The sequence below is a fragment of the Citrobacter sp. Cs237 genome, from assembly GCF_030332325.1.
GTDB lineage: Bacteria > Pseudomonadota > Gammaproteobacteria > Enterobacterales > Enterobacteriaceae > Citrobacter_A > Citrobacter_A sedlakii.
This window is the reverse complement of the sequence record NZ_JAOWIB010000094.1, coordinates 49,111-73,269: the sequence shown is the minus strand read 5'-3', so window position 1 is coordinate 73,269 and position 24,159 is coordinate 49,111. Positions and strand designations below refer to the sequence as shown.

Sequence of the window (24,159 nt, the reverse complement as noted above, 5' to 3'; positions counted from 1 at the left end):
AGGTTTTCAGGCCGGGCAAACGTCATTGCCGCCCGGCAATACAGGCAAACGAGGTTCTTATGTCCATACTCGATCTAAACGCCCTGAACGATCTGCCAAAAGTTGAACGTGTTATGGCGTTGGCAGAAATCAACAGCCAGCTGGAAAAACGGGATGCAGAAGGCCGCGTGGTCTGGGCGCTGGAAAATCTGCCCGGTGAATACGTGCTGTCGTCCAGCTTTGGCATTCAGGCGGCGGTCAGTTTGCATCTGGTCAATCAGATCCGCCCGGACATTCCGGTGATCCTCACTGATACCGGTTATTTGTTTCCGGAGACCTACCGCTTTATTGATGAGTTAACGGACAAGCTCAAGCTGAACCTGAAGGTGTACCGCGCGACTGAAAGCGCGGCCTGGCAGGAGGCGCGCTACGGCAAACTCTGGGAACAGGGCGTTGAGGGCATTGAGAAGTACAATGAGATCAACAAAGTCGAGCCGATGAACCGTGCGCTGAAAGAGCTGAACGCGCAAACGTGGTTTGCCGGTTTGCGTCGCGAGCAGTCCGGGAGTCGGGCCCATCTGCCGGTGCTGGCCATTCAGCGTGGGGTGTTTAAGGTGTTGCCCATCATCGACTGGGACAACCGCACGGTGTACCAGTACCTGCAAAAGCACGGCCTGAAATACCACCCGCTGTGGGATGAAGGCTATCTCTCGGTGGGCGACACGCACACTACCCGCAAGTGGGAGCCGGGGATGGCAGAAGAAGAAACCCGCTTCTTTGGCCTGAAACGCGAATGCGGTTTGCATGAGGGGTAATTTCTTCAGGAAGGTTGAATCACTATAATACTTGCCCTGGTGAAACATAAGAAAGCCTACAGGCTCTTTTATTCCATATTCTAATACCACTCAACCACTGCGTTTTGATGTTATGGAATAATCAGTAAAGCATTCAATGAAAAACTCTTGATACTCCAGTGAGTTATGTATTGACAGATCCCTGCGAAAGCGGGGATTTAATGACGATAACCATGTTGTTACAGGGCTAAAATTCTGGGACTTTCGTCACGGTATCCCGCCATCATACGTGCGCTTATTTTCCCGAAAATGTCTGACCTCTTCCAGCCTGTCACGATACTTTAGCAAAAAGTGCTGAAAGTGTAATTTCTTTATCTCATAAAAAGAGAGCAATATTCCTGGAGTGGTTAAGAAAAATCAGTCAAAAAAAGCATCGGCAATTTTATCTAACTGTTTTTGCAATATGTAAAATTTATATTTATTGGCGATAACTCATTTTGGTTAGGATTTTTCCATTAAAATTCACGTTTCGTAATTATATCACCATCTTGCTTAGTTTTATTCTTTTCCATACCATAGCAATTAAGGGATGGTATATATAGGAAGGAACTCCAACCTGCTGATTTTTTTAATGTATCAGTCGCATCATTTTATTTCCCTCCCGCTATCACCCGCTAAAAATCCCCAAGTATTTTACGCAAGAGGGGCGTTTTTTTTATTTTTATCTGTATCACACGCATGGTATTAAATGATGAAGCTTAAAACACAACTGACGACACTTGCATTTCTGACGGCGATATCATTATCGCAATCTTCCTTTGCCGCGACATTTTGCGGTAGCCGCACCAGCGTATCGTATGGCGGCTCTGCAACGGTGACTGGCGATCTTGACGCAAATCGCTGCATCGAAATTGGCGCATATAACTATGGTGGGGTTAATGGCTACGCTGGCACGGCAATGAACGTCAATATGTTGAGCGGTAGCCTGATGAGTGTGCTCGGTTTTATGGAAGATTCTATCGTCAACTCGGGCGCCGAAGTTTACATCACGCAGGTCTCAAAAATAGCGAATGGTGGTTTTGATAGTACAGTACCCGCTACCGCATCCAATATAAAAATTAAAAGTGGCGGCTTAGTACGCGTATATGATGGTGGCACGCTGCAAAATTCTCATCTGGAAGGGGGAACCGCTTATATTTCTAACAGTGGAAACACCGGGAGTACTGGTAAAGCCATAGATAATAACGTCAGTGATGGCGGAAAATTATTTGTCTACGAAGGTGGCAGCAGCAGCGGTACCGTTATCGATCAAGGCGGCTACGAATATGCTCAGCAGTCTGGAGTCTCCAGTAATGCGCAGATTAACGGCGGCATCCAGTATGTGACCTTATCAGGTATCGCAAATAGCGCGACCATCAATGAAGATGGACGTCAATATGTCTATAACAGCGGCGTAGTGAATGATACAACCATCAAAAGCGGTGGCATTCAGTACTTGTTTATCAACGGTTCGGATACATCAGCCATTGCTGGCGTCGCCAATAATACGACGTTGTTTGGTACCGGGGCGCAGGTATTACAACAGGGCGGTACGGCTAACATCGTCACCCTGAACGATAATGCCGTACAGACGATTTACGCTGGCTCTGCAGCGAATAATGTGACGCTGAACGATGCGGCGATACAGACGGTGTATGGTAATGCGACCACGGAAAATGTCACCATTAACGGCAGCGCGAAATCCTGGTTGGCGAATAGCGCAACAATGACAGGAGCAACGCAGGTTAATGACCGGGGGCAATTGCAGCTTTCGACATCCGCTGATGGCGGGGCGAGGGCAGATAACGTAGCGCTGAATGGCAGCGATTCAACATTGTTGATTATTGCCAACAGCAGTGACAGTGACGCGGCAACCGTAGGGGCCTTGTCTGGACAAGGTAATGTCAGGTATTACACTGGCAGCGATGCCACCAGCGGTGCTGCTATTTACTCCAGACTGAATGTTGACTCACTGTCTGGCAATTTACATTTTTACTTCAATACCTCTTTAGAAGGCGGCAAAGGGGACTACCTGAACATCACCTCGGGTACCGGCAACCATAACGTTACCGTAGCCGATTCAGGTGCGGAGATCACAGAGCCGGATAGACGCAGCCTTGATATTATTTCCGATGCAAGCGGTGGAGCGAGTTTTAGCCTTGCCACGCTCGCCGGTACCAATATTAATGCCATTGACGGCGGTACCTACATGTATTCGCTTTATGAAAGAGATGAAGACACCGGTAAAATTTGGTATCTGGCAGCAGAAAAAGAGCCTGTAGTCGAAATTCCGGAGCCAGAACCGGGAGAAGAAATTCCGACTCCTGAACCGGGCGAAGAAACCCCGACACCTGTCGATCCTACACCTGATCCGGGTCAGGAAATTCCGTCCATCACGGACAAGCCGAAAACCACGCCCGCGACGGATGCTGTGCTTTCTATGTCAGCGGCGCCCGTTATCATGTTTAAAAACGAGATGCAGAATTTACGCTTCCGGCAAGGCCTGGCGGAGAAAACGGAAGGTGACAATGGCGCATGGGTGCGTTTCACGGGTGGAAACTCAAATATCGACAGCGGGCATACTGACTTTAAACTTGAACAATCGGGAATAGAGTTAGGCGTTGACCAAATAATGGCAACCGAAGGCGCCAAAACACGTGTTGGTCTGTTTACAAGCTATAACAGCGGTAAGGTGAAGCATGCGCGAGGGGGCGTAAGCCGTATTGATAGCCTTAGCATTGGCGCACAGGCCACCTGGTTTCACAACGAGGGATGGTATGTTGATGGCATACTGAAGTACAACCATTTTGATAACGCTTTAAATGCAGTATCGACAAATGGAAGCGGTATTTCGGCCGATTACAGTCAACATGCTCTGGGCGCAGCGATCGAAGTGGGTAAGAGCATCCATTTCCAGAACCATTTTTGGTTTGAGCCGTATGCAAAGGTTGCCGCAATTCAGGTTAAAGGTCAGGATATCAAACTGAATAATGGCATGAAAGGCAGCATTGACGATCAGGATTCGCTGACCACAGAAGCTGGTTTTAATCTTGGACGTACTTTCTTGCTAAACAAAGAGACATCTATTACACCGTATTTCAAAGCGGCGTGGGTGCATGAATATGTCGACAACAACAGTACGACAATTAACCAGCGCAATACGTTTACCACCAATCTTTCCGGTGACCTGGGAAAAGCGGGTATCGGGGTAAGTGCGTCCTTCAACAAGGAGCTTTCACTGTTTGCCGAACTTGATTATGCAAAAGGGAATAAGCAAGAAGACCCTGTTCAGGCGAATCTTGGATTCCGTTACAGCTTCTAATCATCCATGTTCTCTCTTCTGAACAACAAACCGGTACGTTGTGCCGGTTTGTTTACCAGCTGACCCGATGTTTCAGACGTAACTGCTCTAAGCGTTTTAAATTACCCAGTTTCTTACACAGCGAGTATTGGTAATTATAAACACTCTTAACAGAACAGTTGAGTTTTTGTGCGATGAAAGACGTTGAGTGCCCACTTCCAAACATCCTTAAAACTTGCATTTCATTTTCTGTTATTTCAACAATACCTTTAGGTTTGACCTTTTTTCCGCGTAAGATATCTTCTGCGTCCTTCATAAAGGAGGCGCGTTCGTTGCCTGCCACCAGTATAGCAATAATCTCTTTTCTTCTGTTGAACCAGTACCTGGCCATTGACTTCATTGACCGGTCGGTGACCAGTACAATGCTCATCTCAAAATTTTTTAGTTTTTCCAGCCAGGCAATGTCGATGAACAATGGCAGATTCTCAATGCAAAAATCAACAAAGATAACGCCCCTTGGTAATTTGCACGCGTATTTTCTGAAGACTAAATGATGCAGTGATGCCGAGAAAAAATAGTTGTCCTCAGGCCATATGATTATTTTTTTATTTTCACAAAGTACAGCCCAAATGGTTTTTTGATCGCTGGTTGGACAATGTAACCCACAACCTACACAGTGAGTGATATCGGGTATTTCTTTTATTTTCAAAATGTACCTTCACAATTAATTTATTTTCGAAGAGAACCATAATGAAGCGAGTATGAACAAACAGTAAACATGTTTCTTTATCGAAATATATTTACGTTGACATACAGAAAATAGCGGAAATTTAAGAAAAGCCCTTTTCCCGTTAAGCACCCGATCGCCTAAAAGTTAAAAAAGTAGAAAAGAATAAGCAATGATACTTTGTGATGCCAGGTGTTTTTCCCCACACAGAGCGAGAGCTGCTTTCATTTTCGAAGCATTTTGTGAAATACATTTAACATTTTGTGCTATTTACCTTTACATAAACCCGCGCCATCGCCAGCAATAATCCTAAAATTGTCTGGAAAGAATCCTGGTAAACAGGATAAAAAGCAATATCAGTATCGCATAACCTCGAGATACTTTTCTGCGAAGCATCAGAATAATCCATCTTTTTCATAATAATAGAGAAGTGAAATATATCTAGAATAGCAACAAATAAAACAATAATATTTAGATAAGGAATGTTATTTCTCCATAATGGACGCATTGTGAACTACCATAAAGATTACCCCATTAAATGCCAAAGCTGTGCCTGGCAATGTAATATGACCGATACTTTTAACGTGCGCATGCTCAATTGCATGGAGAGTCAATATATTATCTGGCCTATAGGGAATTTCCTACTGGAAAAAGGAATAACTCTCTTGCTGAAGGATAATTATTACAATATTCATTCGGGTGGGATGATTTTTGTTGATTTTTCCCATTATTATCTTTCTCTATTTGCTGACGATGCATGGCTGAATCATTTGAAAAAAGTGCCGATGAAGATAATTTTGCTTAGCGATCAAACGATGGAGCCTCTTGCCGGTTACTGGAAACATAAGGAAACGTGTATCGTTGATGTATTGACTGTACGAACCTACAAGCCGTTAGCATTGCGCAAGTCCGGACGTATGGTTTCAATGAACCAGAGCCAAAAGATAACGAGGGCGACGGGTCTTGAAGTAAAGATCCTGCATTTACTCCTTTCCGGTTACAGCACCCAGGAAGTGGCGGAAATAGTCAGAATAAGCAACAAAAGTGTTTTTAACCTAAAGTACTCCTTAGAGCGGAAGATGGGTAAAAAGTTGAAAGAATTGATTATTTTATAAATGCCAGTCTTTCTTATCAGCCTCTTCTCATCTGAGGGGCAGGGTTAAAAATGTCGTCAGGCGTCGAACTGTGATCTGTTTGTCGAAAACTAAAATGAATAATCTGAAAATAATGTCTGAAGCTGTTTTACCCTCTGATTTGCATTACTCTTGATGGCGTTATTGCCGGAGGCAGTAACGTCATTTTAACACTGAGGGACAAACAGATGAAAAAAATCATTTTTGCTACGGCACTGACGCTGGTGTCCGGCACTTCTTTTGCAGCAATCACCGAAACCTGTCAGCAATATTTTAACGATGTTGATACATTAATTGTTGAAGCGTCAAAATCCAGCGAACAAGCTAAACAACAAATGGACGCCATGAAACCGCAGTTGGAACAGGCTAAAAAACAACTTGCGGAATTACCGGCGGAAAACCAGGATGCTGGCTGTAAGCAAGGTGCGGCGGCGCTGGTTCAAATGAAACAGTCCATGGGTCTCAAATAACGCCCCGGTTATACCGCGTACCGCAATTACTTCCGGGCCGGATAAATTGTTGACGTTATCCGGCTTTTTGCAGTTTGCTATTCCCGTAGGCAAAATGCACCCTTCACATCACATTACTCGTCATCGATTTACTTTGCGTAAAATTGCTTGTTTTATAACGATTCTTCAAGGTGATTATTGGATTTTCTCTTCTCTCATTTTACAGCGCTGACTATTTCGGTAGAAATTTTCAAATAATAATTCCGTATTCCTGCTACTTAATAACAGTTTTATTTCCTGAAAAATTAGTGTGGCGCCAGAGAATTGCGTGAAGGCGATCTGTGGTCATCGAGACTGGCAACTGGCCCTGCGTGCCTCAGGGCCAGGCGATATGGGAAACTTAAGACGCTTTCGCCAGCTCTTTCACCAGCGGCAGCATGATACGCATCACGTCCCGGTTGCGGCGCTCAATGCGTCCGGGAAGCGCTTTATCGATATGCTGCTGGTTATCCAGGCGAACGTCGTGCCAGCTGTTGCCTGCCGGGAAGGACGCCGTTTTCGCGCGCTGCTGATACCCGTCTTTTTTACCGAGGTTCCAGTTCGTGGCCTCAACGGAAAGCACCGCAATTCCGGCTCTGTCGAACACTTCCGCATCGTTACAACAGCCGGTGCCTTTCGGGTAATCCTTATTCATCCCCGGATTGGTGGTCGCGGCAATGCCGTGACGGCGGGCAATGGCGAGCGCCCGGTCGCGGGTCAATTTGCGCACGGCTTCCGGAGTGCGCTGTCCGCTATTAAAGTACAGCTTATCGCCAGTAATCAGGTTATCGAGATTAATCACCAGCAGGGTGTTTTTCTTCTCCGCTGCGCTCATACGCTTAAGGAGATTTTCCGCGCCGAGTTTGCCTTCTTCCTCGCCGCTGGTGGCGATAAAACGAATGCCGTATTCGGTGGGGACATCTTTCAGACGTTCGGCCAGCTCGAGCATCACGCCCAGACCCGCGGCGTTATCGTCCACGCCCTGTAGGGTCAACCCGCCCAGATTCGCGTCGATGTCGGCGTCGCTTTGCGGGGCGTAGGTATCCAGGTGCGCCATGATAATAATTTGCTGCGGCGCTTTGCCTTCATGGGCGGCAATCACGGTGCTACCGGTCACGTTATGCCAGTTCTTGCGGTTATCTTTCGCGGTATAAATATAACGGCTGTTAAAGGTACGAATATCGCTGCGATACCCCATTTGCGCAAACTGCTGACGTAAATAGTCAGCGGAAAGCATTTCAGCCGGGGAACCCGTCATTCGACCGGGAAAGACGGTCGCAATATGCCGGGTTTGTAATGTCGCAAAATCGCCAGGTGACGATGCTGACGCCTGTGCGGGAGCCATAAAGCAGACGCCGAGGGCCAGGATGGCGACAAAACGGCGCGTTGCGGAAAACATAGTGAGTCCTTAAATAGCCTGCCAGGGAGACGCCCTGAATACAAAGCAAAAATTTTAACCCGCCTAGTATGAAACCGCGGCCCGACTAACACAATTTCATTTGCTCTGAAATGCCCGAAAAACCGCTGGCTTAAGCACTTTTTGATATTTGCTTTCCCAGATCGTTATTCCTTTGAGGAACTACTCATTCCAATTCGTAATTTCATTCGTTCTGCTGCGCTCCCTATAGTCGGGTTATCTGACGCGCTCGACAGTAGCGGTATTGTAAAGGAACGGCTATGGACCAAAAACGACTCACCCACCTGCGACAGCTGGAAGCGGAAAGCATCCATATTATTCGCGAGGTGGCGGCAGAATTCTCCAACCCGGTAATGCTCTATTCTATCGGTAAAGACTCCAGCGTCATGCTGCATTTGGCGCGTAAGGCGTTTTACCCGGGAACGCTGCCGTTTCCGCTGCTGCACGTCGACACCGGTTGGAAGTTCCGCGAAATGTACGAATTCCGCGACCGTACCGCGAAAGCTTACGGTTGCGAGTTGCTGGTGCATAAAAACCCGGAAGGGGTAGCGATGGGCATTAACCCGTTTGTCCACGGCAGCGCCAAACATACCGACATCATGAAAACCGAAGGCTTGAAGCAGGCATTGAACAAGTACGGGTTTGACGCTGCGTTCGGCGGCGCGCGTCGTGACGAAGAAAAGTCTCGCGCTAAAGAGCGCATTTACTCTTTCCGCGACCGTTTTCATCGCTGGGATCCCAAAAACCAACGCCCGGAACTGTGGCACAACTATAACGGCCAGATTAACAAAGGCGAGAGCATCCGCGTCTTCCCGCTTTCTAACTGGACGGAACAGGATATCTGGCAGTACATCTGGCTGGAAAACATCGAGATTGTCCCGCTGTATCTGGCGGCTGAGCGTCCGGTGCTGGAGCGCGACGGCATGCTGATGATGATCGACGACGATCGCATTGACCTGCAACCGGGGGAAATGATCAAAAAACGTATGGTGCGCTTCCGCACCCTCGGCTGCTGGCCGCTGACCGGCGCGGTTGAATCGAATGCCCGGACATTACCGGAAATTATTGAAGAGATGCTGGTTTCGACCACCAGCGAACGTCAGGGGCGGGTCATCGACCGCGACCAGGCAGGCTCTATGGAGCTGAAGAAACGTCAGGGGTATTTCTAAGGAGCCGCCATGAACACCACACTTGCACAACAAATCGCCAATGAAGGCGGCGTCGAAGCCTGGATGGTCGCCCAACAGCATAAAAGCCTGCTGCGTTTCTTAACCTGCGGCAGCGTGGATGATGGCAAAAGTACCCTGATTGGTCGTCTGCTGCATGACACCCGCCAGATTTACGAAGACCAGCTCTCATCGCTGCATAATGACAGCAAACGTCACGGGACGCAGGGCGAGAAACTGGATCTGGCGCTGTTGGTGGATGGCCTACAGGCTGAACGCGAGCAGGGGATCACCATTGACGTCGCGTACCGTTATTTCTCCACCGAGAAGCGCAAATTTATCATCGCCGATACGCCTGGGCACGAGCAGTATACCCGTAACATGGCGACCGGCGCGTCCACCTGCGATCTGGCGATCCTGCTGATCGATGCGCGAAAAGGCGTGCTGGATCAAACCCGACGCCATAGCTTTATTTCCACGCTGCTGGGGATCAAGCACCTGGTCGTGGCGATCAACAAAATGGATCTGGTCGGTTTCAGCGAAGAGACTTTTGCGCGCATTCGGGAAGATTACCTGAACTTTGCCGGGCAGTTGCCGGGGGATCTGGATATCCGCTTTGTGCCGCTGTCTGCGCTGGAAGGCGACAACGTGGCTTCCCGAAGCGAGAGTATGCCGTGGTACAGCGGTCCGACACTGCTGGAAGTGCTGGAAACCGTTGAGATCCAGCGGGTGGTGGACAACCAGCCAATGCGCTTCCCGGTGCAGTACGTTAACCGTCCGAACCTTGATTTTCGCGGTTACTCCGGCACTCTGGCCTCCGGGAGTGTCAACGTGGGTCAACGCGTTCGGGTGCTGCCGTCCGGCGTGGAGTCCAGTGTGGCCCGCATCGTCACCTTTGACGGCGATTTGGAGCAGGCGTTTGCCGGTGAGGCGATCACCCTCGTTTTAAAAGATGAAATCGATATTAGCCGGGGCGATTTGCTGCTGGATGCGGGCGACACGTTACCTGCCGTACAACGCGCCGCTGTAAATGTGGTGTGGATGGCAGAACAGCCGTTGGCACCGGGTCAGAGCTACGAAGTCAAAATTGCCGGCAAAAAGACTCGCGCGCGCATTGACGGCGTGCAGTATCAGGTAGATATCAACAACCTGACCCAGCGTGAGGTGGAAAACCTGCCGCTGAACGGCATTGGCCTGGTTAATCTGACCTTTGACGAACCGCTGGTGCTGGACACCTATTCGCAGAATCCGGTGACCGGCGGACTGATCTTTATCGACCGTCTCAGCAACGTTACCGTCGGGGCGGGCATGGTGCGTGAGCCCATTGCGCAGGCAGCGACAGCCTCAACCGGGTATAGCGACTTTGAGCTGGAACTGAATGCGCTGGTGCGCCGTCACTTCCCCCACTGGGGCGCGCGCGATCTGCTGGAGGGCAAATAATGGCGCAGCATGACGAAAATGTCGTCTGGCATGCCCATTCCGTTACGCCGCACCAGCGTGAGCAACGCCATGGTCATCGTGGGGTTGTGCTGTGGTTTACCGGGCTTTCTGGGTCGGGAAAATCGACGGTGGCCGGCGCGCTGGAAGAAGCGCTGCACGCGCTTGGCGTCAGCACATATTTGCTTGATGGCGATAACGTGCGCCACGGCCTGTGCAGCGACCTGGGCTTTAGCGATGCCGACCGCAAAGAGAACATTCGTCGGGTCGGCGAGGTAGCGAATCTGATGGTGGATGCCGGGCTGGTGGTGCTGACAGCGTTTATCTCGCCGCACCGGGCGGAGCGGCGGATGGTGCGTGAGCGGGTAGGCGAAGGGCGTTTTATTGAGGTGTTTGTCGATACGCCGCTGGAAACCTGTGAAGCGCGCGATCCAAAGGGGTTATATAAGAAGGCGCGCGCCGGTGAGTTGCGCAACTTTACCGGTATTGATGCGGTTTACGAAGCCCCTGAATCGCCAGAGATTCATCTGAATGGTGAACAATTAGTAACAAATTTGGTGAGTCAATTGTTAGACCTGCTGAGACAGGACGATATTATCAGATCCTGAGACACCTGACCTGTTTGCCCGGTCAGTCAAGGTTACAGGATTCGATATGCGTAATAGCCAGAACATCACCCTCCCGGCGTCCGAAACGTTTTCTGCCGATGACGAAACCACCTGGTCGCTACCCGGCGCCGTGGTGGGATTCGCGTCATGGCTGCTGGCGCTGGGGATCCCTTTTTTGGTGTATGGTCCTAACACCTTGTTTTTCTTCATTTATACCTGGCCATTCTTTCTGGCGCTAATGCCCGTCGCGGTTGTCGTGGGCATCGCCCAACATTCCCTCTTCAACGGAAAATTGCGCTACAGCATTGTCGCCACGCTGCTGACGGTGTGCGCGATGTTCGGCGCGCTGTTTTTGTGGCTGCTGGGCTAAAGCGCGACCGCTGTCCATAATTCAAACCGTAACCAACAATGAGATGATGTTCCCGGGGTGCCGGGTATACGTTATGCAGGGCAAATGTGGTACATTTGCCCGCGTTGTCGCGGCATTCCCGCCCACAGCATAGAGTCGTTTGTGGAAGTATGGGATGATAGTGCCGTTTTTCAGGGGGCAGGATGGGTAAACTAACGCTGCTGTTGCTGGCTTTACTGGTCTGGCTGCAGTATTCGCTGTGGTTCGGTAAGAACGGTATACATGACTACAGTCGCGTCAACGATGACGTGGCGGCGCAGCAGGCGACGAACGCCAAACTTAAAGCGCGTAACGATCAGCTTTTCGCCGAAATTGACGATCTCAATGGCGGTCAGGAAGCTATCGAAGAACGCGCACGCAACGAACTCAGCATGACGAAACCGGGCGAAACGTTTTATCGCCTGGTGCCCGACGCGTCTAAACGCGCGCAAACTGCGGGGCAAAATACTCGATAAACCATCCAGGGATTTAACATGGCAGCCACTTATTTGGATGTTTGCGCCGTGGTGCCGGCGGCCGGCTTTGGCCGCCGTATGCAAACTGAATGTCCTAAGCAGTACCTCTCGATCGGCAATAAAACCATTCTCGAACACTCGGTCTATGCGCTGCTGGCGCACCCTCAGGTCACCCGCGTGATCATTGCCATCAGCCCAGGCGACAGCCGCTTTGCACAACTTCCGCTGGCGCAACATCCGCACATCACCGTGGTGGACGGCGGCAATGAGCGTGCCGATTCCGTTCTGGCCGGGCTTCGCGCCGCAGGCGACGCTGAATGGGTGCTGGTGCACGACGCGGCGCGCCCCTGTCTGCATCAGGATGATCTCGCCCGCCTGCTGGCGATCCGCGAAACCAGCCGCACCGGCGGGATCCTTGCCGCCCCGGTGCGCGACACGATGAAGCGCGCCGAACCGGGCGTTGCGGCCATCGCCCATACCGTCGAACGCACCGATCTATGGCATGCGCTGACGCCGCAATTTTTCCCGCGTGAACTGCTGCATGACTGTCTGACCCGCGCGCTGAACGAAGGCGCGACCATTACCGACGAAGCCTCGGCGCTGGAGTACTGCGGCTTCCATCCACAGCTTGTTGAAGGGCGGGCTGATAATATCAAAGTAACGCGTCCGGAAGATTTAGCGCTGGCTGAATTTTATCTGACCCGAAAAAACCATGAGGAGATAGCGTAATGCGAATTGGACACGGTTTCGACGTACATGCCTTTGGCGGCGAAGGCCCGGTTATCATTGGCGGCGTGCGCATCCCGTATGAGAAGGGCCTGTTAGCGCATTCTGACGGCGACGTCGCGCTCCACGCGCTGACCGATGCGCTGCTCGGCGCAGCCGCGCTGGGGGATATCGGCAAGCTGTTTCCGGATACCGATCCGGCATTTAAAGGCGCGGACAGCCGTGAATTGCTGCGTGAAGCCTGGCGTCGCATTCAGGCCAAAGGCTATACCCTCGGAAACGTTGATGTGACGATTATTGCCCAGGCGCCAAAAATGCTGCCGCACATTCCGCAGATGCGCGTGTTTATCGCGGAGGATCTCGGCTGTCACATGGATGACGTTAACGTGAAAGCCACCACCACGGAAAAACTCGGCTTTACCGGACGGGGGGAAGGGATCGCCTGTGAGGCGGTCGCGTTACTGATAAAGGCGGTGAAATGACAGCGTTTGACGATCTCACCTGGCTCCACGGCAAACCGCAGAGCGCCGGGCTGCTGAAAGCCAACCCGGAAGATTTTGTGGTTGTGGAAGATTTAGGTTTTGAGCCCGACGGTGAAGGTGAGCATGTCCTGGTGCGGATCCTCAAAAACGGCTGCAATACCCGTTTTGTCGCGGACGCGCTGGCGAAATTTCTGAAAATTCACGCCCGGGAAGTCAGCTTTGCCGGGCAAAAAGATAAGCATGCCGTCACCGAACAGTGGCTGTGCGCGCGTGTGCCGGGCAAAGCGATGCCGGACCTGAGCGCCTTCCAGTTGGAAGGTTGCAAGGTGCTGGAGTATGCGCGCCACAAGCGTAAGCTGCGTTTAGGCGCCCTGAAGGGGAACGCGTTTACGCTGGTGCTGCGCGACATCAGTCAGCGTGATGAGGTGGAATCCCGTCTGAAGGCGATTAATGAGGCGGGGGTGCCCAACTATTTTGGCGCGCAGCGCTTCGGCATTGGCGGCAGTAACATACAGGGCGCGCTGCGCTGGGCGCAAAGCGATGCGCCGGTGCGCGATCGCAATAAACGCAGTTTTTGGTTGTCGGCGGCCCGTAGTGCGTTGTTTAATCAAATTGTCAGCGAGCGTTTGAAAAAACCAGACTTTAATCAAGTTGTTGACGGCGATGCGCTACAATTAGCGGGACGCGGAAGCTGGTTCGTGGCGACGTTGGAAGAGCGGGCGGAATTACAGGCTCGCGTCGACACTAAAACGCTGATGATTACGGCTTCGCTTCCCGGTCGCGGTGAATGGGGAACCCAGCGTGATGCGCTGGCGTTTGAACAGGCCGCTATCGCGGAAGAAACGCAGTTACAGTCATTACTGGTGCGTGAAAAAGTAGACGCGGCGCGCCGGGCGATGCTGCTTTATCCGCAACAGATGCGCTGGAACTGGTGGGACGACGTCACCGTCGAACTGCGTTTCTGGCTACCTGCCGGGAGCTTCGCCACCAGCGTAGTGAGGGAACTGATTAACACAATGGGTGATTATGCGCATATTGCTGAGTAACGATGACGGGGTCCACGCACCCGGTATACAAACGCTGGCGAAAGCGCTGCGGGAGTTTGCCGACGTACAGGTCGTCGCCCCGGATCGTAACCGCAGCGGCGCGTCGAACTCATTAACGCTGGAATCTTCGCTTCGCACCTTCACCTTTGATAACGGCGACATTGCGGTCCAAATGGGTACGCCCACTGACTGCGTTTATCTGGGCGTAAATGCGCTGATGCGTCCGCGTCCGGACATCGTGGTGTCCGGGATTAACGCCGGGCCGAATCTCGGCGATGATGTGATTTACTCGGGGACCGTCGCCGCGGCGATGGAAGGACGGCATCTTGGTTTTCCGGCGCTGGCCGTTTCGCTGGACGGCTATCAGCATTACGAGACCGCCGCCGCCATCACCTGCCGTATCCTGCGCGCGTTAAGCCGTGAGCCGCTGCGTACAGGACGGATCCTGAACATCAACGTCCCGGACCTGCCGTTGGATCAGATCAAAGGGATCCGCGTAACCCGCTGCGGCAGCCGCCATCCGGCGGATAAAGTGATCCCGCAGGAAGATCCGCGTGGCAATACGCTGTACTGGATTGGCCCGCCGGGCGACAAGCATGACGCCGGGCCTGACACCGATTTTGCCGCGGTGGAGGACGGTTATGTCTCCATTACGCCGCTGCATGTGGATTTAACCGCGCACAGCGCGCATGATGTGGTTTCTGACTGGTTAGACAGCGTGGGAGTTGACACGCAATGGTAAGCAGACGCGTACAGACGCTTCTTGATCAACTTCGCGGGCAGGGGATCCGCGATGAGCATGTGCTTGAGGCGCTAGCCGCCGTGCCGCGCGAAAAATTCATCGATGAAGCGTTTGAACATAAAGCCTGGGATAACATCGCGCTACCGATAGGACAGGGGCAGACGATCTCGCAGCCCTATATGGTCGCGCGTATGACCGAATTGCTGGAGCTGACGCCGCAGTCGCGGGTGCTGGAGATCGGCACGGGTTCCGGGTATCAGACGGCGATACTGGCGCATCTGGTGCACCATGTCTGCTCGGTCGAACGCATCAAAGGGCTGCAATGGCAGGCGCGCCGTCGCCTGAAACAGCTTGATTTACACAATGTTTCAACTCGTCACGGCGATGGATGGCAAGGTTGGCAAGCACGTGCGCCGTTTGACGCTATCATTGTGACGGCAGCACCGCCGGAGATCCCGACTGCGTTAATGACGCAACTGGACGAGGGCGGCATTCTCGTTTTGCCCGTGGGCGATGAGCATCAGTTTCTGAAACGGGTGCGTCGTCGGGGCGGCGAATTTATTATCGACACCGTGGAAGCCGTGCGTTTTGTTCCCCTGGTCAAGGGCGAACTGGCATAGAAAACGGCCCGAATACCTGGAGTTTTCCTGGTTATTTTGCAACAGGTCAGCGTATTGTGAAGACGTTTTCCAGTGCTTTCATGGTTATTATGTCACTGGTTGTTAACCAATTTTTTCCTGGGGGATAAATGAGCGCGGGAAGCCCAAAATTCACCGTCAGCCGCATCGCGGCATTGTCACTGGTTTCGTTATGGCTGGCAGGCTGTTCAAATTCCTCTAATCCGCCAGCGCCAGTCAGTTCCGTTAATGGCAGCGCCCCTGCGAACACGAATTCTGGGATGCTGATTACGCCCCCGCCGACAATGGGGAGCGCGAATACCGCACAGCAGCAAACGCCGCAAATTCAGCCGGTCCAGCGTCCGGTGAGTCAACCGACGCAAATCCAGCCCGTTGCGGAGCAACCCGTTCAGATGGAAAACGGTCGTATTGTGTACAATCGTCAGTATGGGAACATTCCGAAAGGTAGCTATACCGGCGGCAGTACCTACACCGTTAAAAAGGGCGATACGCTATTTTATATCGCGTGGATCACCGGCAACGACTTCCGCGATCTTGCGCAACGGAATAACATTCCGGCCCCGTATGGCCTGAATGTTGGGCAGACCCTCCAGGTCGGCAACGCGTCCGGTGCGCCAATCACGGGCGGAAATGCGATCACCCAGGCCGATGCGGCCGCGCAAGGAGTTGTGACCAACCCTGCACAAAATTCCGCCGTCGCTGTTGCGTCGAAACCGACAATTACGTATTCTGAGAATTCAGGTGAACAAAGTGCTAACAAAATGTTGCCTAACAACAAGCCTGCTGGGACAGTTGTCACAGCGCCTGTAACGGCTCCGGCGGTTAGCACAACCGAATCGACTGCAAGCAGTACGTCTACCAGTTCGCCAATTTCAACATGGCGCTGGCCGACGGAAGGCAAAGTGATCGAAAACTTTGGCGCTACCGAAGGGGGCAATAAAGGGATCGACATTGCAGGCAGCAAAGGACAGGCAATTGTCGCGACCGCAGATGGCCGCGTCGTGTATGCCGGTAACGCGCTGCGCGGTTACGGTAATCTTATTATCATCAAACATAACGATGATTACCTGAGTGCCTACGCCCATAACGATACAATGCTGGTCCGGGAACAACAGGAAGTGAAGGCGGGGCAAAAAATAGCGACCATGGGTAGCACCGGAACCAGTTCTACACGCTTGCATTTTGAAATTCGTTACAAGGGGAAATCCGTAAACCCGCTGCGTTATTTACCGCAGCGATAAATCGACGGAACCTGGCTGACACTTGCTAGTTCCGTCAAGGGATCACGGGTAGGAGCCACCTTATGAGTCAGAATACGCTGAAAGTTCATGATTTAAATGAAGACGCGGAATTTGATGAGAACGGAGTTGAGGTTTTTGACGAAAAAGCCTTAGTTGAAGAGGAACCCAGTGATAACGAGTTGGCTGAAGAGGAGCTGTTATCGCAGGGGGCCACACAGCGTGTGTTGGACGCGACTCAGCTTTACCTTGGTGAAATCGGATATTCGCCACTGCTAACAGCCGAAGAAGAAGTGTATTTCGCGCGTCGCGCACTGCGCGGAGATGTTGCCTCACGCCGTCGGATGATTGAAAGTAACCTGCGTCTGGTGGTGAAAATTGCCCGCCGATACGGCAATCGTGGTCTGGCGTTGCTGGACCTGATCGAAGAGGGCAATCTGGGGCTTATCCGTGCCGTCGAGAAGTTTGACCCGGAACGCGGGTTCCGCTTCTCAACATACGCAACCTGGTGGATTCGCCAGACGATTGAACGGGCGATTATGAACCAAACCCGTACCATTCGACTGCCTATTCACATTGTAAAAGAGCTGAACGTTTACCTGCGTACCGCCCGTGAGTTGTCCCATAAGCTGGACCACGAACCGAGCGCGGAGGAAATCGCAGAGCAACTGGATAAACCGGTTGATGACGTTAGCCGCATGCTTCGTCTTAACGAGCGCATTACCTCGGTGGACACCCCGTTGGGTGGCGACTCTGAAAAAGCGTTGCTGGATATCCTGGCCGATGAAAAAGACAACGGTCCGGAAGACACCACGCAGGATGACGATATGAAGCAGAGTATCGTCAAATGGCTGTTCGAACTGAACGCCAAACAGCGTGAAGTGCTGGCACGTCGTTTCGGTCTGCTGGGTTATGAAGCTGCGACACTGGAAGATGTGGGCCGCGAAATTGGTCTCACGCGTGAACGTGTCCGTCAGATTCAGGTTGAAGGTCTGCGTCGTCTGCGGGAAATTTTGCAGACTCAGGGACTGAATATCGAAGCGCTGTTCCGCGAGTAAGCAAAGTTCCATCAAGAAAGACCAGTCTCTGTGAGGCTGGTCTTTTTTTTGGGGATTGTCCGGCAAGTCCAGAGGGAACGGGCTTCAGGCCGGATAAGGCGTGAGCCGCGCCAGGAAAATCATTCCATCATTTTACGCACCAGTCGCGTGAACTGTTCGCGCTCTTCTTCGCTTAGCCGCCCCAGAAATTCCTCATCCACGCGGTTGCCCAGCGGCATCGTCGTTGTCAGCAACGCTTCGCCTTGCGCAGTGAGAAACACAAAGCGTCGACGTTTATCCAGCGGATCGTTTTCTCGCCTCACCAGCCCGCGTTTTTCCATTCGGCTTAGCATCTCCGCCAGCGTAGCTTTCGTACTTACCGCAGCCTCGGTAAGGTCGACCTGCTCAATGCCAGGGCGCTCGGCAATGGCGCGCATGACGGCGTACTGAGGTTTGGTCAGCTCCGGTAATTCATGCTGCCAGCGTGCGGTATGCTGCTGAAAAAGTTGCCGTAACAGGTGAAACGCTGTGTTTCGTAACGCCATGGGAACTCCGGTTTGCGTATCGGCTTCTATCATAGCGGTTTCTTGCCGGTTTTTTAATGCAGCCGTTTTAAGCGATCCGTGCGGTGCAATTTTCAGGATCTTGTTGTTACTTCATCGCTGGCGTATTTTAATGCAAACGTTCGTATACGAACAATATTGAGGCGATGAATGAGACTGATTGTTGGGATGACCGGCGCAACAGGCGCGCCGCTTGGCGTGGCGCTGCTTCAGGTGTTGCGGCAGATGCCGGAGGTGGAAACGCATCTGGTGATGTCAAAGTGGGCCAAAACCACCATTGAGCTGGAAACGCCCTGGCGGGCGCGGGACGTTGCGGCACTGGCTGATTACTGTCATAGCCCGGCGGATCAGGCGGCAACGATCTCTTCTGGATCCTTTCGTACCGACGGCATGATCGTCATTCCGTGCAGTATGAAAACGTTGGCCGGTATTCGCGCAGGCTATGCCGAAGGCCTGGTGGGGCGCGCTGCCGACGTGGTGCTGAAAGAGGGGCGCAAACTGGTGCTGGTGCCGCGCGAAATGCCGCTTAGCACCCTGCATCTGGAGAACATGCTTGCCTTATCCCGCATGGGCGTGGCGATGGTGCCGCCGATGCCCGCGTTCTACAACCATCCACAAACCGTAGATGACATCACTCAGCATATCGTGGCGCGCGTACTCGACCAGTTCGCGCTTGAGCATCCCCACGCCCGCCGCTGGCAGGGGTTGCAGCAGGAGCGGAATTTTTCTCAGGAGAATGAATAATGGCATTTGATGATTTACGCAGCTTTTTACAGGCGCTGGACGAGCAGGGGCAACTGCTGAAGATCGGTGAAGAAGTGAGCGCCGAGCCGGATCTGGCGGCAGCCGCTAACGCCACCGGACGTATTGGCGACGGCGCGCCCGCGCTGTGGTTTGATAACATTCGTGGCTTCACCGACGCGCGCGTGGCGATGAACACCATCGGTTCGTGGCAAAACCACGCGATCTCACTGGGGTTGCCACCGAATACGCCGGTAAAAAAGCAAATAGATGAGTTTATTCGTCGCTGGGATCACTTTCCCGTTGCGCCGGAACGCCGGGCGAATCCGGCATGGGCGGAAAACACCGTTGACGGCGATGCGATCAACCTTTTCGACATCCTGCCGCTGTTTCGACTGAACGACGGTGACGGCGGTTTTTACCTCGATAAAGCCTGCGTGGTCTCCCGCGATCCGCTTGATCCGGACAACTTCGGCAAGCAAAACGTCGGGATTTACCGCATGGAAGTCAAAGGCAAGCGCAAACTTGGTCTGCAACCGGTGCCGATGCATGACATCGCGCTGCATCTGCATAAAGCGGAAGAGCGCGGTGAGGATCTGCCGATTGCGATTACCCTCGGTAATGATCCGATCATCACTCTGATGGGCGCCACATCGCTGAAGTACGATCAGTCGGAGTATGAAATGGCCGGCGCGCTGCGCGAAAGCCCGTATCCCATCGCCACCGCCCCGCTGACTGGCTTTGACGTACCCTGGGGCTCCGAAGTGATCCTCGAGGGCGTCATCGAAAGCCGTAAGCGCGAGATCGAAGGGCCGTTCGGCGAGTTTACCGGCCACTACTCCGGCGGACGCAATATGACGGTGGTGCGTATTGATAAAGTCTCTTACCGCAGCAAACCGATTTTTGAGTCGCTTTATCTCGGGATGCCATGGACTGAAATCGACTATCTGATGGGACCGGCGACCTGCGTACCGCTGTATCAGCAACTGAAAGCGGAATTCCCGGAGGTTCAGGCGGTAAACGCGATGTACACCCACGGCCTGCTGGCGATTATTTCGACCAAAAAGCGCTACGGCGGTTTTGCCCGCGCCGTGGGCCTGCGCGCGATGACCACGCCGCACGGTCTGGGCTACGTAAAGATGGTGATTATGGTTGACGAAGATGTCGATCCGTTCAATCTGCCGCAGGTGATGTGGGCGCTGTCGTCGAAGGTCAATCCAGCGGGAGATTTGGTGCAGTTGCCGAATATGTCGGTGCTGGAGCTGGATCCCGGTTCAAGTCCGGCGGGGATCACCGACAAGCTGATTATTGACGCCACCACGCCTGTTGCGCCGGACAACCGTGGACATTACAGCCAGCCGGTCTGCGATCTCCCGGAAACCAAAGCCTGGGCGGAGAAACTGACCGCCATGCTGGCTAACCGTAAATAAGGAGGAGCAGATGATTTGTCCACGTTGTGCCGATGAGCAGATTGAAGTGATGGCGACCTCGCCGGTGAAGGGGGTCTGGACGGTTTACCAGTGTCAGCATTGCCTGTATACCTGGCGCGATACCGAACCGCTACGCCGTACCCGCCGCGAGCATTATCCCGAGGCGTTTCGCATGACGCAGAAGGATATCGACGACGCGCCGATGGTGCCCGCTATCCCGCCGTTGCTGGCGGAAGATAAACGTTAATACAGAACCGGATAGCAGCGACGCTTTATCGGGCCTACGAATTCTTAACGCCGTAGGCCCGATAAGCGCAACGCCACCGGGCGATAACGGTTACACCAGGCTTTTGAGCCGATAAATCCACTCCAGCGCCTGGCGCGGCGTCAGCGAATCCGGATCGAGATTTTCCAGCGCTTCCACGGCAGGAGAGGTATCCTCTGGCATCGACAGCAGCGACATCTGCGTGCCATCGACCTGCGTAGCGGCAGCGTTCGGCGAAATGCTTTCCAGCTCGCGCAACTTCTGGCGCGCGCGCTTAATCACCTCTTTCGGCACGCCCGCCAGCGCCGCCACCGCCAGACCATAGCTTTTGCTGGCCGCGCCGTCCTGCACGCTGTGCATAAAGGCGATGGTATCGCCATGTTCCAGCGCATCCAGATGGACATTGGCTACCCCTTCCATTTTTTCCGGTAATTGGGTCAGCTCGAAGTAGTGTGTCGCAAACAGCGTCAGCGCCTTGATCTTATTCGCCAGGTTTTCCGCGCAGGCCCATGCCAGCGACAGGCCGTCGTAAGTGGAGGTGCCGCGTCCGATTTCATCCATCAGCACCAGGCTGTTCTCGGTGGCGTTATGCAAAATGTTGGCGGTTTCAGTCATCTCGACCATGAAGGTGGAACGGCCGGAAGCCAGATCGTCTGCCGCGCCGACGCGGGTGAAGATGCGATCAATCGGACCAATCTCCACTTTCTGGGCGGGCACATAGCTGCCAATGTATGCCAGCAGCGCGATCAGCGCGGTCTGACGCATATAGGTGCTTTTACCCCCCATGTTCGGCCCGGTGATAATCAACATCCGCCGCTGCGGCGAGAGATCCAGCGGGTTGGCGATAAACGGCTCATTGAGCACCTGCTCAACCACCGGATGACGGCCTTCGGTAATGCGAATGCCCGGCTTATCGGTGAAGACAGGGCAGGTATAGTTGAGTGTGTAAGCGCGCTCTGCCAGGTTCACCAGCACGTCGAGTTCCGCCAGCGCATTAGCGCTTTGCTGCAGATCTGCCAGATGTGGCAACAGCAGGTCGAACAGTTCGTCATAAAGCTGTTTTTCCAGCGCCAGCGCTTTGCCCTTAGAGGTGAGCACTTTATCTTCGTACTCTTTCAGCTCCGGAATAATGTAGCGCTCGGCGTTTTTCAATGTCTGACGGCGGACGTAGTTGATTGGCGCCAGGTGGCTCTGCCCGCGGCTAATCTGAATGTAGTAACCGTGTACGGCGTTAAAACCGACTTTGAGGGTGTCCAGGCCGGTACGTTCGCGCTCGCGGATCTCCAGCCGGTCGAGATAGTCGGTCGCGCCGTCAGCCAGCGCGCGCCATTCGTCCAGCTCTTCGTTGTAGCCCGGTGCGATAACGCCGCCGTCACGGACCAGCACCGGCGGCGCGTCGATGATGGCGCGCTCCAGCAGATCGCGCAGTTCAGCAAATTCGCCCATCTTTTCGCGCAGCCTCTGCACGGGAGCGCTGTTTACCGACTCCAGTTGCGCGCGCAGTTCCGGAAGCTGCTGGAAGGCGTGACGCATACGGGCGAGATCGCGAGGACGGGCGGTTCGCAGGGCCAGACGCGCGAGGATACGCTCCAGATCACCGACCTGACGCAGCACCGGTTGCAGGTCGCCAGTGGCATCCTGTAACGCGCCGATAGTTTGCTGACGTTCGGTGAGGATGTCGGTGTCGCGCACCGGCATATGCAGCCAGCGTTTGAGCATACGGCTGCCCATCGGGGTCACGGTGCAGTCGAGCACCGAGGCCAGCGTATTGTCCACGCCGCCCGCCAGATTCTGGGTGATTTCCAGATTACGACGCGTAGCGGCATCCATAATGATGCTGTCCTGCTGGCGCTCCATGGTGATGGAACGGATATGCGGCAGAGAGGTGCGTTGGGTATCTTTCACATACTGCAAAAGGCATCCAGCGGCGCAAAGCCCACGCGGCGCGTTTTCGACGCCGAAACCGATCAAATCCCGGGTGCCAAACTGCAAATTAAGCTGTTGGCGGGCGGTATCAATCTCGAATTCCCATAGTGGGCGACGACGCAACCCACGGCGCCCCTCAATCAGCGCCATCTCGGCAAAATCTTCCGCGTACAGTAATTCTGCCGGGTTGGTGCGTTGCAGCTCGGCAGCCATCGTTTCGCGGTCGGCGGGTTCGCTCAGACGAAAGCGCCCGGAGCTGATATCCAGCGTCGCGTAGCCGTAGCCTTTGCTGTCCTGCCAGATGGCGGCCAGCAGGTTGTCCTGGCGCTCCTGCAACAGCGCTTCATCGCTGATGGTGCCTGGCGTGACAATGCGAACCACCTTACGTTCAACCGGACCTTTGCTGGTGGCCGGGTCGCCAATCTGTTCGCAAATAGCGACTGATTCGCCCTGATTGACCAGCTTCGCGAGATAGTTTTCGACGGCATGGTGGGGGATGCCCGCCATTGGAATCGGTTCGCCCGCCGACGCGCCGCGTTTGGTCAGCGATATATCGAGCAACTGTGACGCACGTTTCGCATCGTCATAAAACAGTTCGTAAAAGTCACCCATGCGGTAAAAAAGCAGGATCTCAGGATGCTGGGCTTTCAGCTTGAGATACTGCTGCATCATGGGCGTATGGTCTGATAAATCCTTGTCAATAGACTCATTCATATTGATTTTACTCGTTTTTTAAGTCTTTTGCGTGCTCAAATGGCCCCAAGTGAAACCTCCTTGAACCCACATAAACCCATAAATTTGTATACCAGAAGTCTACCGGTTAGTTTCGGGTATATACTCTGGCTTGCTGGTATACATCAAATGAAAATGACACTCACTCAGTCGATTATAATCAATGAGTTATCTAGCGACGTCAAACCAGATATCGGCCAGCAAGAGCGAGGTGTCTACTTACCCAGTCCTGAACGAAAGCCGTATCTTATCACTGACAACCACAGGGATTCACCCGTAGGTTGTGGTGTCAAAATCAGTGCCGCCAAAAAGATTTGTATCCTTCAACGAGGTATGTCATCACCAGACAAGCGACAGGTGGCAAGGCGTTAAAACAGGTTATCAGATCTACTATTGGTAATGTCTCAGATTCTGCCAGCATTGATCAGTCACGCGAGACTGCTCGCAAATTCATTGAAACTATGAAGTTGAACAGATGAAATCTGGATGCGGCGACGCGAGAAGCAGAGGCTTTGTATTGCTAACAGATCCTGGGCGCTGCGTGAACCTTTAAAGAGGGTTGATATGAATTTGCGTAGAAGATTTGGTATACTGTTTGAACGATGTCTTTCAGCCCAGATTCTGCTTTTCAGGAGTGTTT

The 24,159-nt window shown here is 53.0% G+C and carries 24 protein-coding genes and 1 pseudogene; 20 read left to right on the top strand and 5 right to left on the bottom strand.

Annotation, left to right across the window (positions count from 1 at the left end; all coding sequences use genetic code 11):
- The first annotated feature begins 59 nt into the window (after positions 1–59).
- Together cysH and OGY07_RS07265 are read left to right on the top strand one after the other, a co-directional pair.
- The gene (cysH, locus tag OGY07_RS07270) at positions 60–794 is read left to right on the top strand and encodes a phosphoadenosine phosphosulfate reductase (RefSeq protein WP_042288763.1); all 735 of its coding nucleotides are present in this window, start codon (positions 60–62) and stop codon (positions 792–794) included.
- Between the two features lie 727 nt (positions 795–1,521).
- Positions 1,522–4,134: an autotransporter outer membrane beta-barrel domain-containing protein gene (locus OGY07_RS07265; protein ID WP_286599640.1), complete on the top strand. Its 2,613-nt coding sequence runs from the start codon at positions 1,522–1,524 to the stop codon at positions 4,132–4,134.
- A gap of 52 nt (positions 4,135–4,186) precedes the next feature.
- On the opposite strand, the gene OGY07_RS07260 is transcribed toward OGY07_RS07265, so the two are convergent.
- A complete protein-coding gene (locus OGY07_RS07260; RefSeq protein ID WP_060569388.1) occupies positions 4,187–4,822 on the bottom strand; it encodes a helix-turn-helix transcriptional regulator in 636 nt (211 codons plus the stop codon).
- Between the two features lie 500 nt (positions 4,823–5,322).
- Between OGY07_RS07260 and OGY07_RS07255 the strand changes: the two genes are divergently transcribed.
- The gene (locus OGY07_RS07255) at positions 5,323–5,955 is read left to right on the top strand and encodes a helix-turn-helix transcriptional regulator (RefSeq protein ID WP_084589011.1); all 633 of its coding nucleotides are present in this window, start codon (positions 5,323–5,325) and stop codon (positions 5,953–5,955) included.
- 206 nt (positions 5,956–6,161) lie between these two features.
- Positions 6,162–6,443: a DUF5339 domain-containing protein gene (locus tag OGY07_RS07250; protein WP_205612284.1), complete on the top strand. Its 282-nt coding sequence runs from the start codon at positions 6,162–6,164 to the stop codon at positions 6,441–6,443.
- Between the two features lie 379 nt (positions 6,444–6,822).
- On the opposite strand, the gene OGY07_RS07245 is transcribed toward OGY07_RS07250, so the two are convergent.
- Complete coding sequence (locus OGY07_RS07245; protein ID WP_211935296.1) at positions 6,823–7,860, bottom strand: aminopeptidase; 1,038 nt, start codon at positions 7,858–7,860, stop codon at positions 6,823–6,825.
- A gap of 278 nt (positions 7,861–8,138) precedes the next feature.
- Between OGY07_RS07245 and cysD the strand changes: the two genes are divergently transcribed.
- From cysD to OGY07_RS07195, 10 genes are all read left to right on the top strand, one after another.
- Positions 8,139–9,047: a sulfate adenylyltransferase subunit CysD gene (gene cysD, locus OGY07_RS07240; RefSeq protein ID WP_042288720.1), complete on the top strand. Its 909-nt coding sequence runs from the start codon at positions 8,139–8,141 to the stop codon at positions 9,045–9,047.
- Positions 9,048–9,056: 9 nt separating this feature from the next.
- Positions 9,057–10,484: a sulfate adenylyltransferase subunit CysN gene (gene cysN, locus OGY07_RS07235; protein ID WP_286599635.1), complete on the top strand. Its 1,428-nt coding sequence runs from the start codon at positions 9,057–9,059 to the stop codon at positions 10,482–10,484.
- A complete protein-coding gene (gene cysC, locus OGY07_RS07230; protein ID WP_042288712.1) occupies positions 10,484–11,089 on the top strand; it encodes an adenylyl-sulfate kinase in 606 nt (201 codons plus the stop codon). Before cysN ends, cysC begins: the two co-directional genes overlap by 1 nt.
- 46 nt (positions 11,090–11,135) lie before the next feature.
- Positions 11,136–11,459: a DUF3561 family protein gene (locus OGY07_RS07225; protein ID WP_042288710.1), complete on the top strand. Its 324-nt coding sequence runs from the start codon at positions 11,136–11,138 to the stop codon at positions 11,457–11,459.
- A 182-nt stretch (positions 11,460–11,641) separates the two neighbouring features.
- Positions 11,642–11,953 carry a cell division protein FtsB gene (ftsB, locus tag OGY07_RS07220; protein WP_042288707.1) on the top strand — a complete coding sequence of 104 codons (312 nt, stop codon included), beginning with the start codon at positions 11,642–11,644 and terminating at the stop codon, positions 11,951–11,953.
- 18 nt (positions 11,954–11,971) lie between these two features.
- Positions 11,972–12,682, top strand: a complete 711-nt coding sequence (gene ispD, locus OGY07_RS07215) for a 2-C-methyl-D-erythritol 4-phosphate cytidylyltransferase (RefSeq protein WP_286599630.1) — start codon at positions 11,972–11,974, stop codon at positions 12,680–12,682.
- Positions 12,682–13,161 carry a 2-C-methyl-D-erythritol 2,4-cyclodiphosphate synthase gene (gene ispF / locus OGY07_RS07210; protein ID WP_060569394.1) on the top strand — a complete coding sequence of 160 codons (480 nt, stop codon included), beginning with the start codon at positions 12,682–12,684 and terminating at the stop codon, positions 13,159–13,161. The genes ispD and ispF overlap by 1 nt, the downstream gene beginning before the upstream one ends.
- The gene (gene truD, locus OGY07_RS07205; RefSeq protein ID WP_286599628.1) at positions 13,158–14,207 is read left to right on the top strand and encodes a tRNA pseudouridine(13) synthase TruD; all 1,050 of its coding nucleotides are present in this window, start codon (positions 13,158–13,160) and stop codon (positions 14,205–14,207) included. Before ispF ends, truD begins: the two co-directional genes overlap by 4 nt.
- A complete protein-coding gene (surE, locus tag OGY07_RS07200) occupies positions 14,188–14,949 on the top strand; it encodes a 5'/3'-nucleotidase SurE (protein ID WP_042288698.1) in 762 nt (253 codons plus the stop codon). The genes truD and surE overlap by 20 nt, the downstream gene beginning before the upstream one ends.
- Positions 14,943–15,569: a protein-L-isoaspartate(D-aspartate) O-methyltransferase gene (locus OGY07_RS07195; RefSeq protein WP_042288697.1), complete on the top strand. Its 627-nt coding sequence runs from the start codon at positions 14,943–14,945 to the stop codon at positions 15,567–15,569. The genes surE and OGY07_RS07195 overlap by 7 nt, the downstream gene beginning before the upstream one ends.
- 46 nt (positions 15,570–15,615) lie before the next feature.
- Here OGY07_RS07195 and OGY07_RS07190 read toward each other — a convergent pair whose 3' ends face one another.
- A complete protein-coding gene (locus OGY07_RS07190) occupies positions 15,616–15,837 on the bottom strand; it encodes a hypothetical protein (RefSeq protein ID WP_229264090.1) in 222 nt (73 codons plus the stop codon).
- Between OGY07_RS07190 and nlpD the strand changes: the two genes are divergently transcribed.
- The gene (nlpD, locus tag OGY07_RS07185; RefSeq protein ID WP_233459309.1) at positions 15,743–16,828 is read left to right on the top strand and encodes a murein hydrolase activator NlpD; all 1,086 of its coding nucleotides are present in this window, start codon (positions 15,743–15,745) and stop codon (positions 16,826–16,828) included. The genes OGY07_RS07190 and nlpD overlap by 95 nt on opposite strands.
- A gap of 62 nt (positions 16,829–16,890) precedes the next feature.
- A complete protein-coding gene (rpoS, locus tag OGY07_RS07180) occupies positions 16,891–17,883 on the top strand; it encodes an RNA polymerase sigma factor RpoS (protein WP_042288692.1) in 993 nt (330 codons plus the stop codon).
- A 119-nt stretch (positions 17,884–18,002) separates the two neighbouring features.
- Here the strand turns inward: rpoS and OGY07_RS07175 are convergent, their stop codons facing one another.
- Positions 18,003–18,407 carry a MarR family winged helix-turn-helix transcriptional regulator gene (locus tag OGY07_RS07175; RefSeq protein ID WP_060569397.1) on the bottom strand — a complete coding sequence of 135 codons (405 nt, stop codon included), beginning with the start codon at positions 18,405–18,407 and terminating at the stop codon, positions 18,003–18,005.
- A gap of 168 nt (positions 18,408–18,575) precedes the next feature.
- Between OGY07_RS07175 and OGY07_RS07170 the strand changes: the two genes are divergently transcribed.
- The 3 genes from OGY07_RS07170 to OGY07_RS07160 are packed head-to-tail and all read left to right on the top strand — an operon-like array spanning position 18,576 to position 20,843.
- Positions 18,576–19,169: a non-oxidative hydroxyarylic acid decarboxylases subunit B gene (locus OGY07_RS07170; RefSeq protein ID WP_060569398.1), complete on the top strand. Its 594-nt coding sequence runs from the start codon at positions 18,576–18,578 to the stop codon at positions 19,167–19,169.
- Positions 19,169–20,596 (top strand): non-oxidative hydroxyarylic acid decarboxylases subunit C, encoded by a 1,428-nt coding sequence (locus OGY07_RS07165; RefSeq protein WP_286599617.1) that lies wholly within the window; start codon positions 19,169–19,171, stop codon positions 20,594–20,596. Before OGY07_RS07170 ends, OGY07_RS07165 begins: the two co-directional genes overlap by 1 nt.
- 10 nt (positions 20,597–20,606) lie before the next feature.
- Entirely contained in the window at positions 20,607–20,843 is a 237-nt protein-coding gene (locus OGY07_RS07160) for a non-oxidative hydroxyarylic acid decarboxylases subunit D (RefSeq protein WP_060569400.1), read from the top strand.
- Between the two features lie 90 nt (positions 20,844–20,933).
- On the opposite strand, the gene mutS is transcribed toward OGY07_RS07160, so the two are convergent.
- Positions 20,934–23,501, bottom strand: coding sequence for a DNA mismatch repair protein MutS (gene mutS, locus OGY07_RS07155; protein WP_286599614.1), 2,568 nt, complete (start codon positions 23,499–23,501; stop codon positions 20,934–20,936).
- A 147-nt stretch (positions 23,502–23,648) separates the two neighbouring features.
- On the opposite strand from mutS, the pseudogene OGY07_RS23360 reads away from it, so the two are divergent.
- Positions 23,649–23,995: pseudogene (locus OGY07_RS23360) on the top strand (integrase); the annotation flags it as partial.
- Between the last annotated feature and the right edge of the window lie 164 nt (positions 23,996–24,159).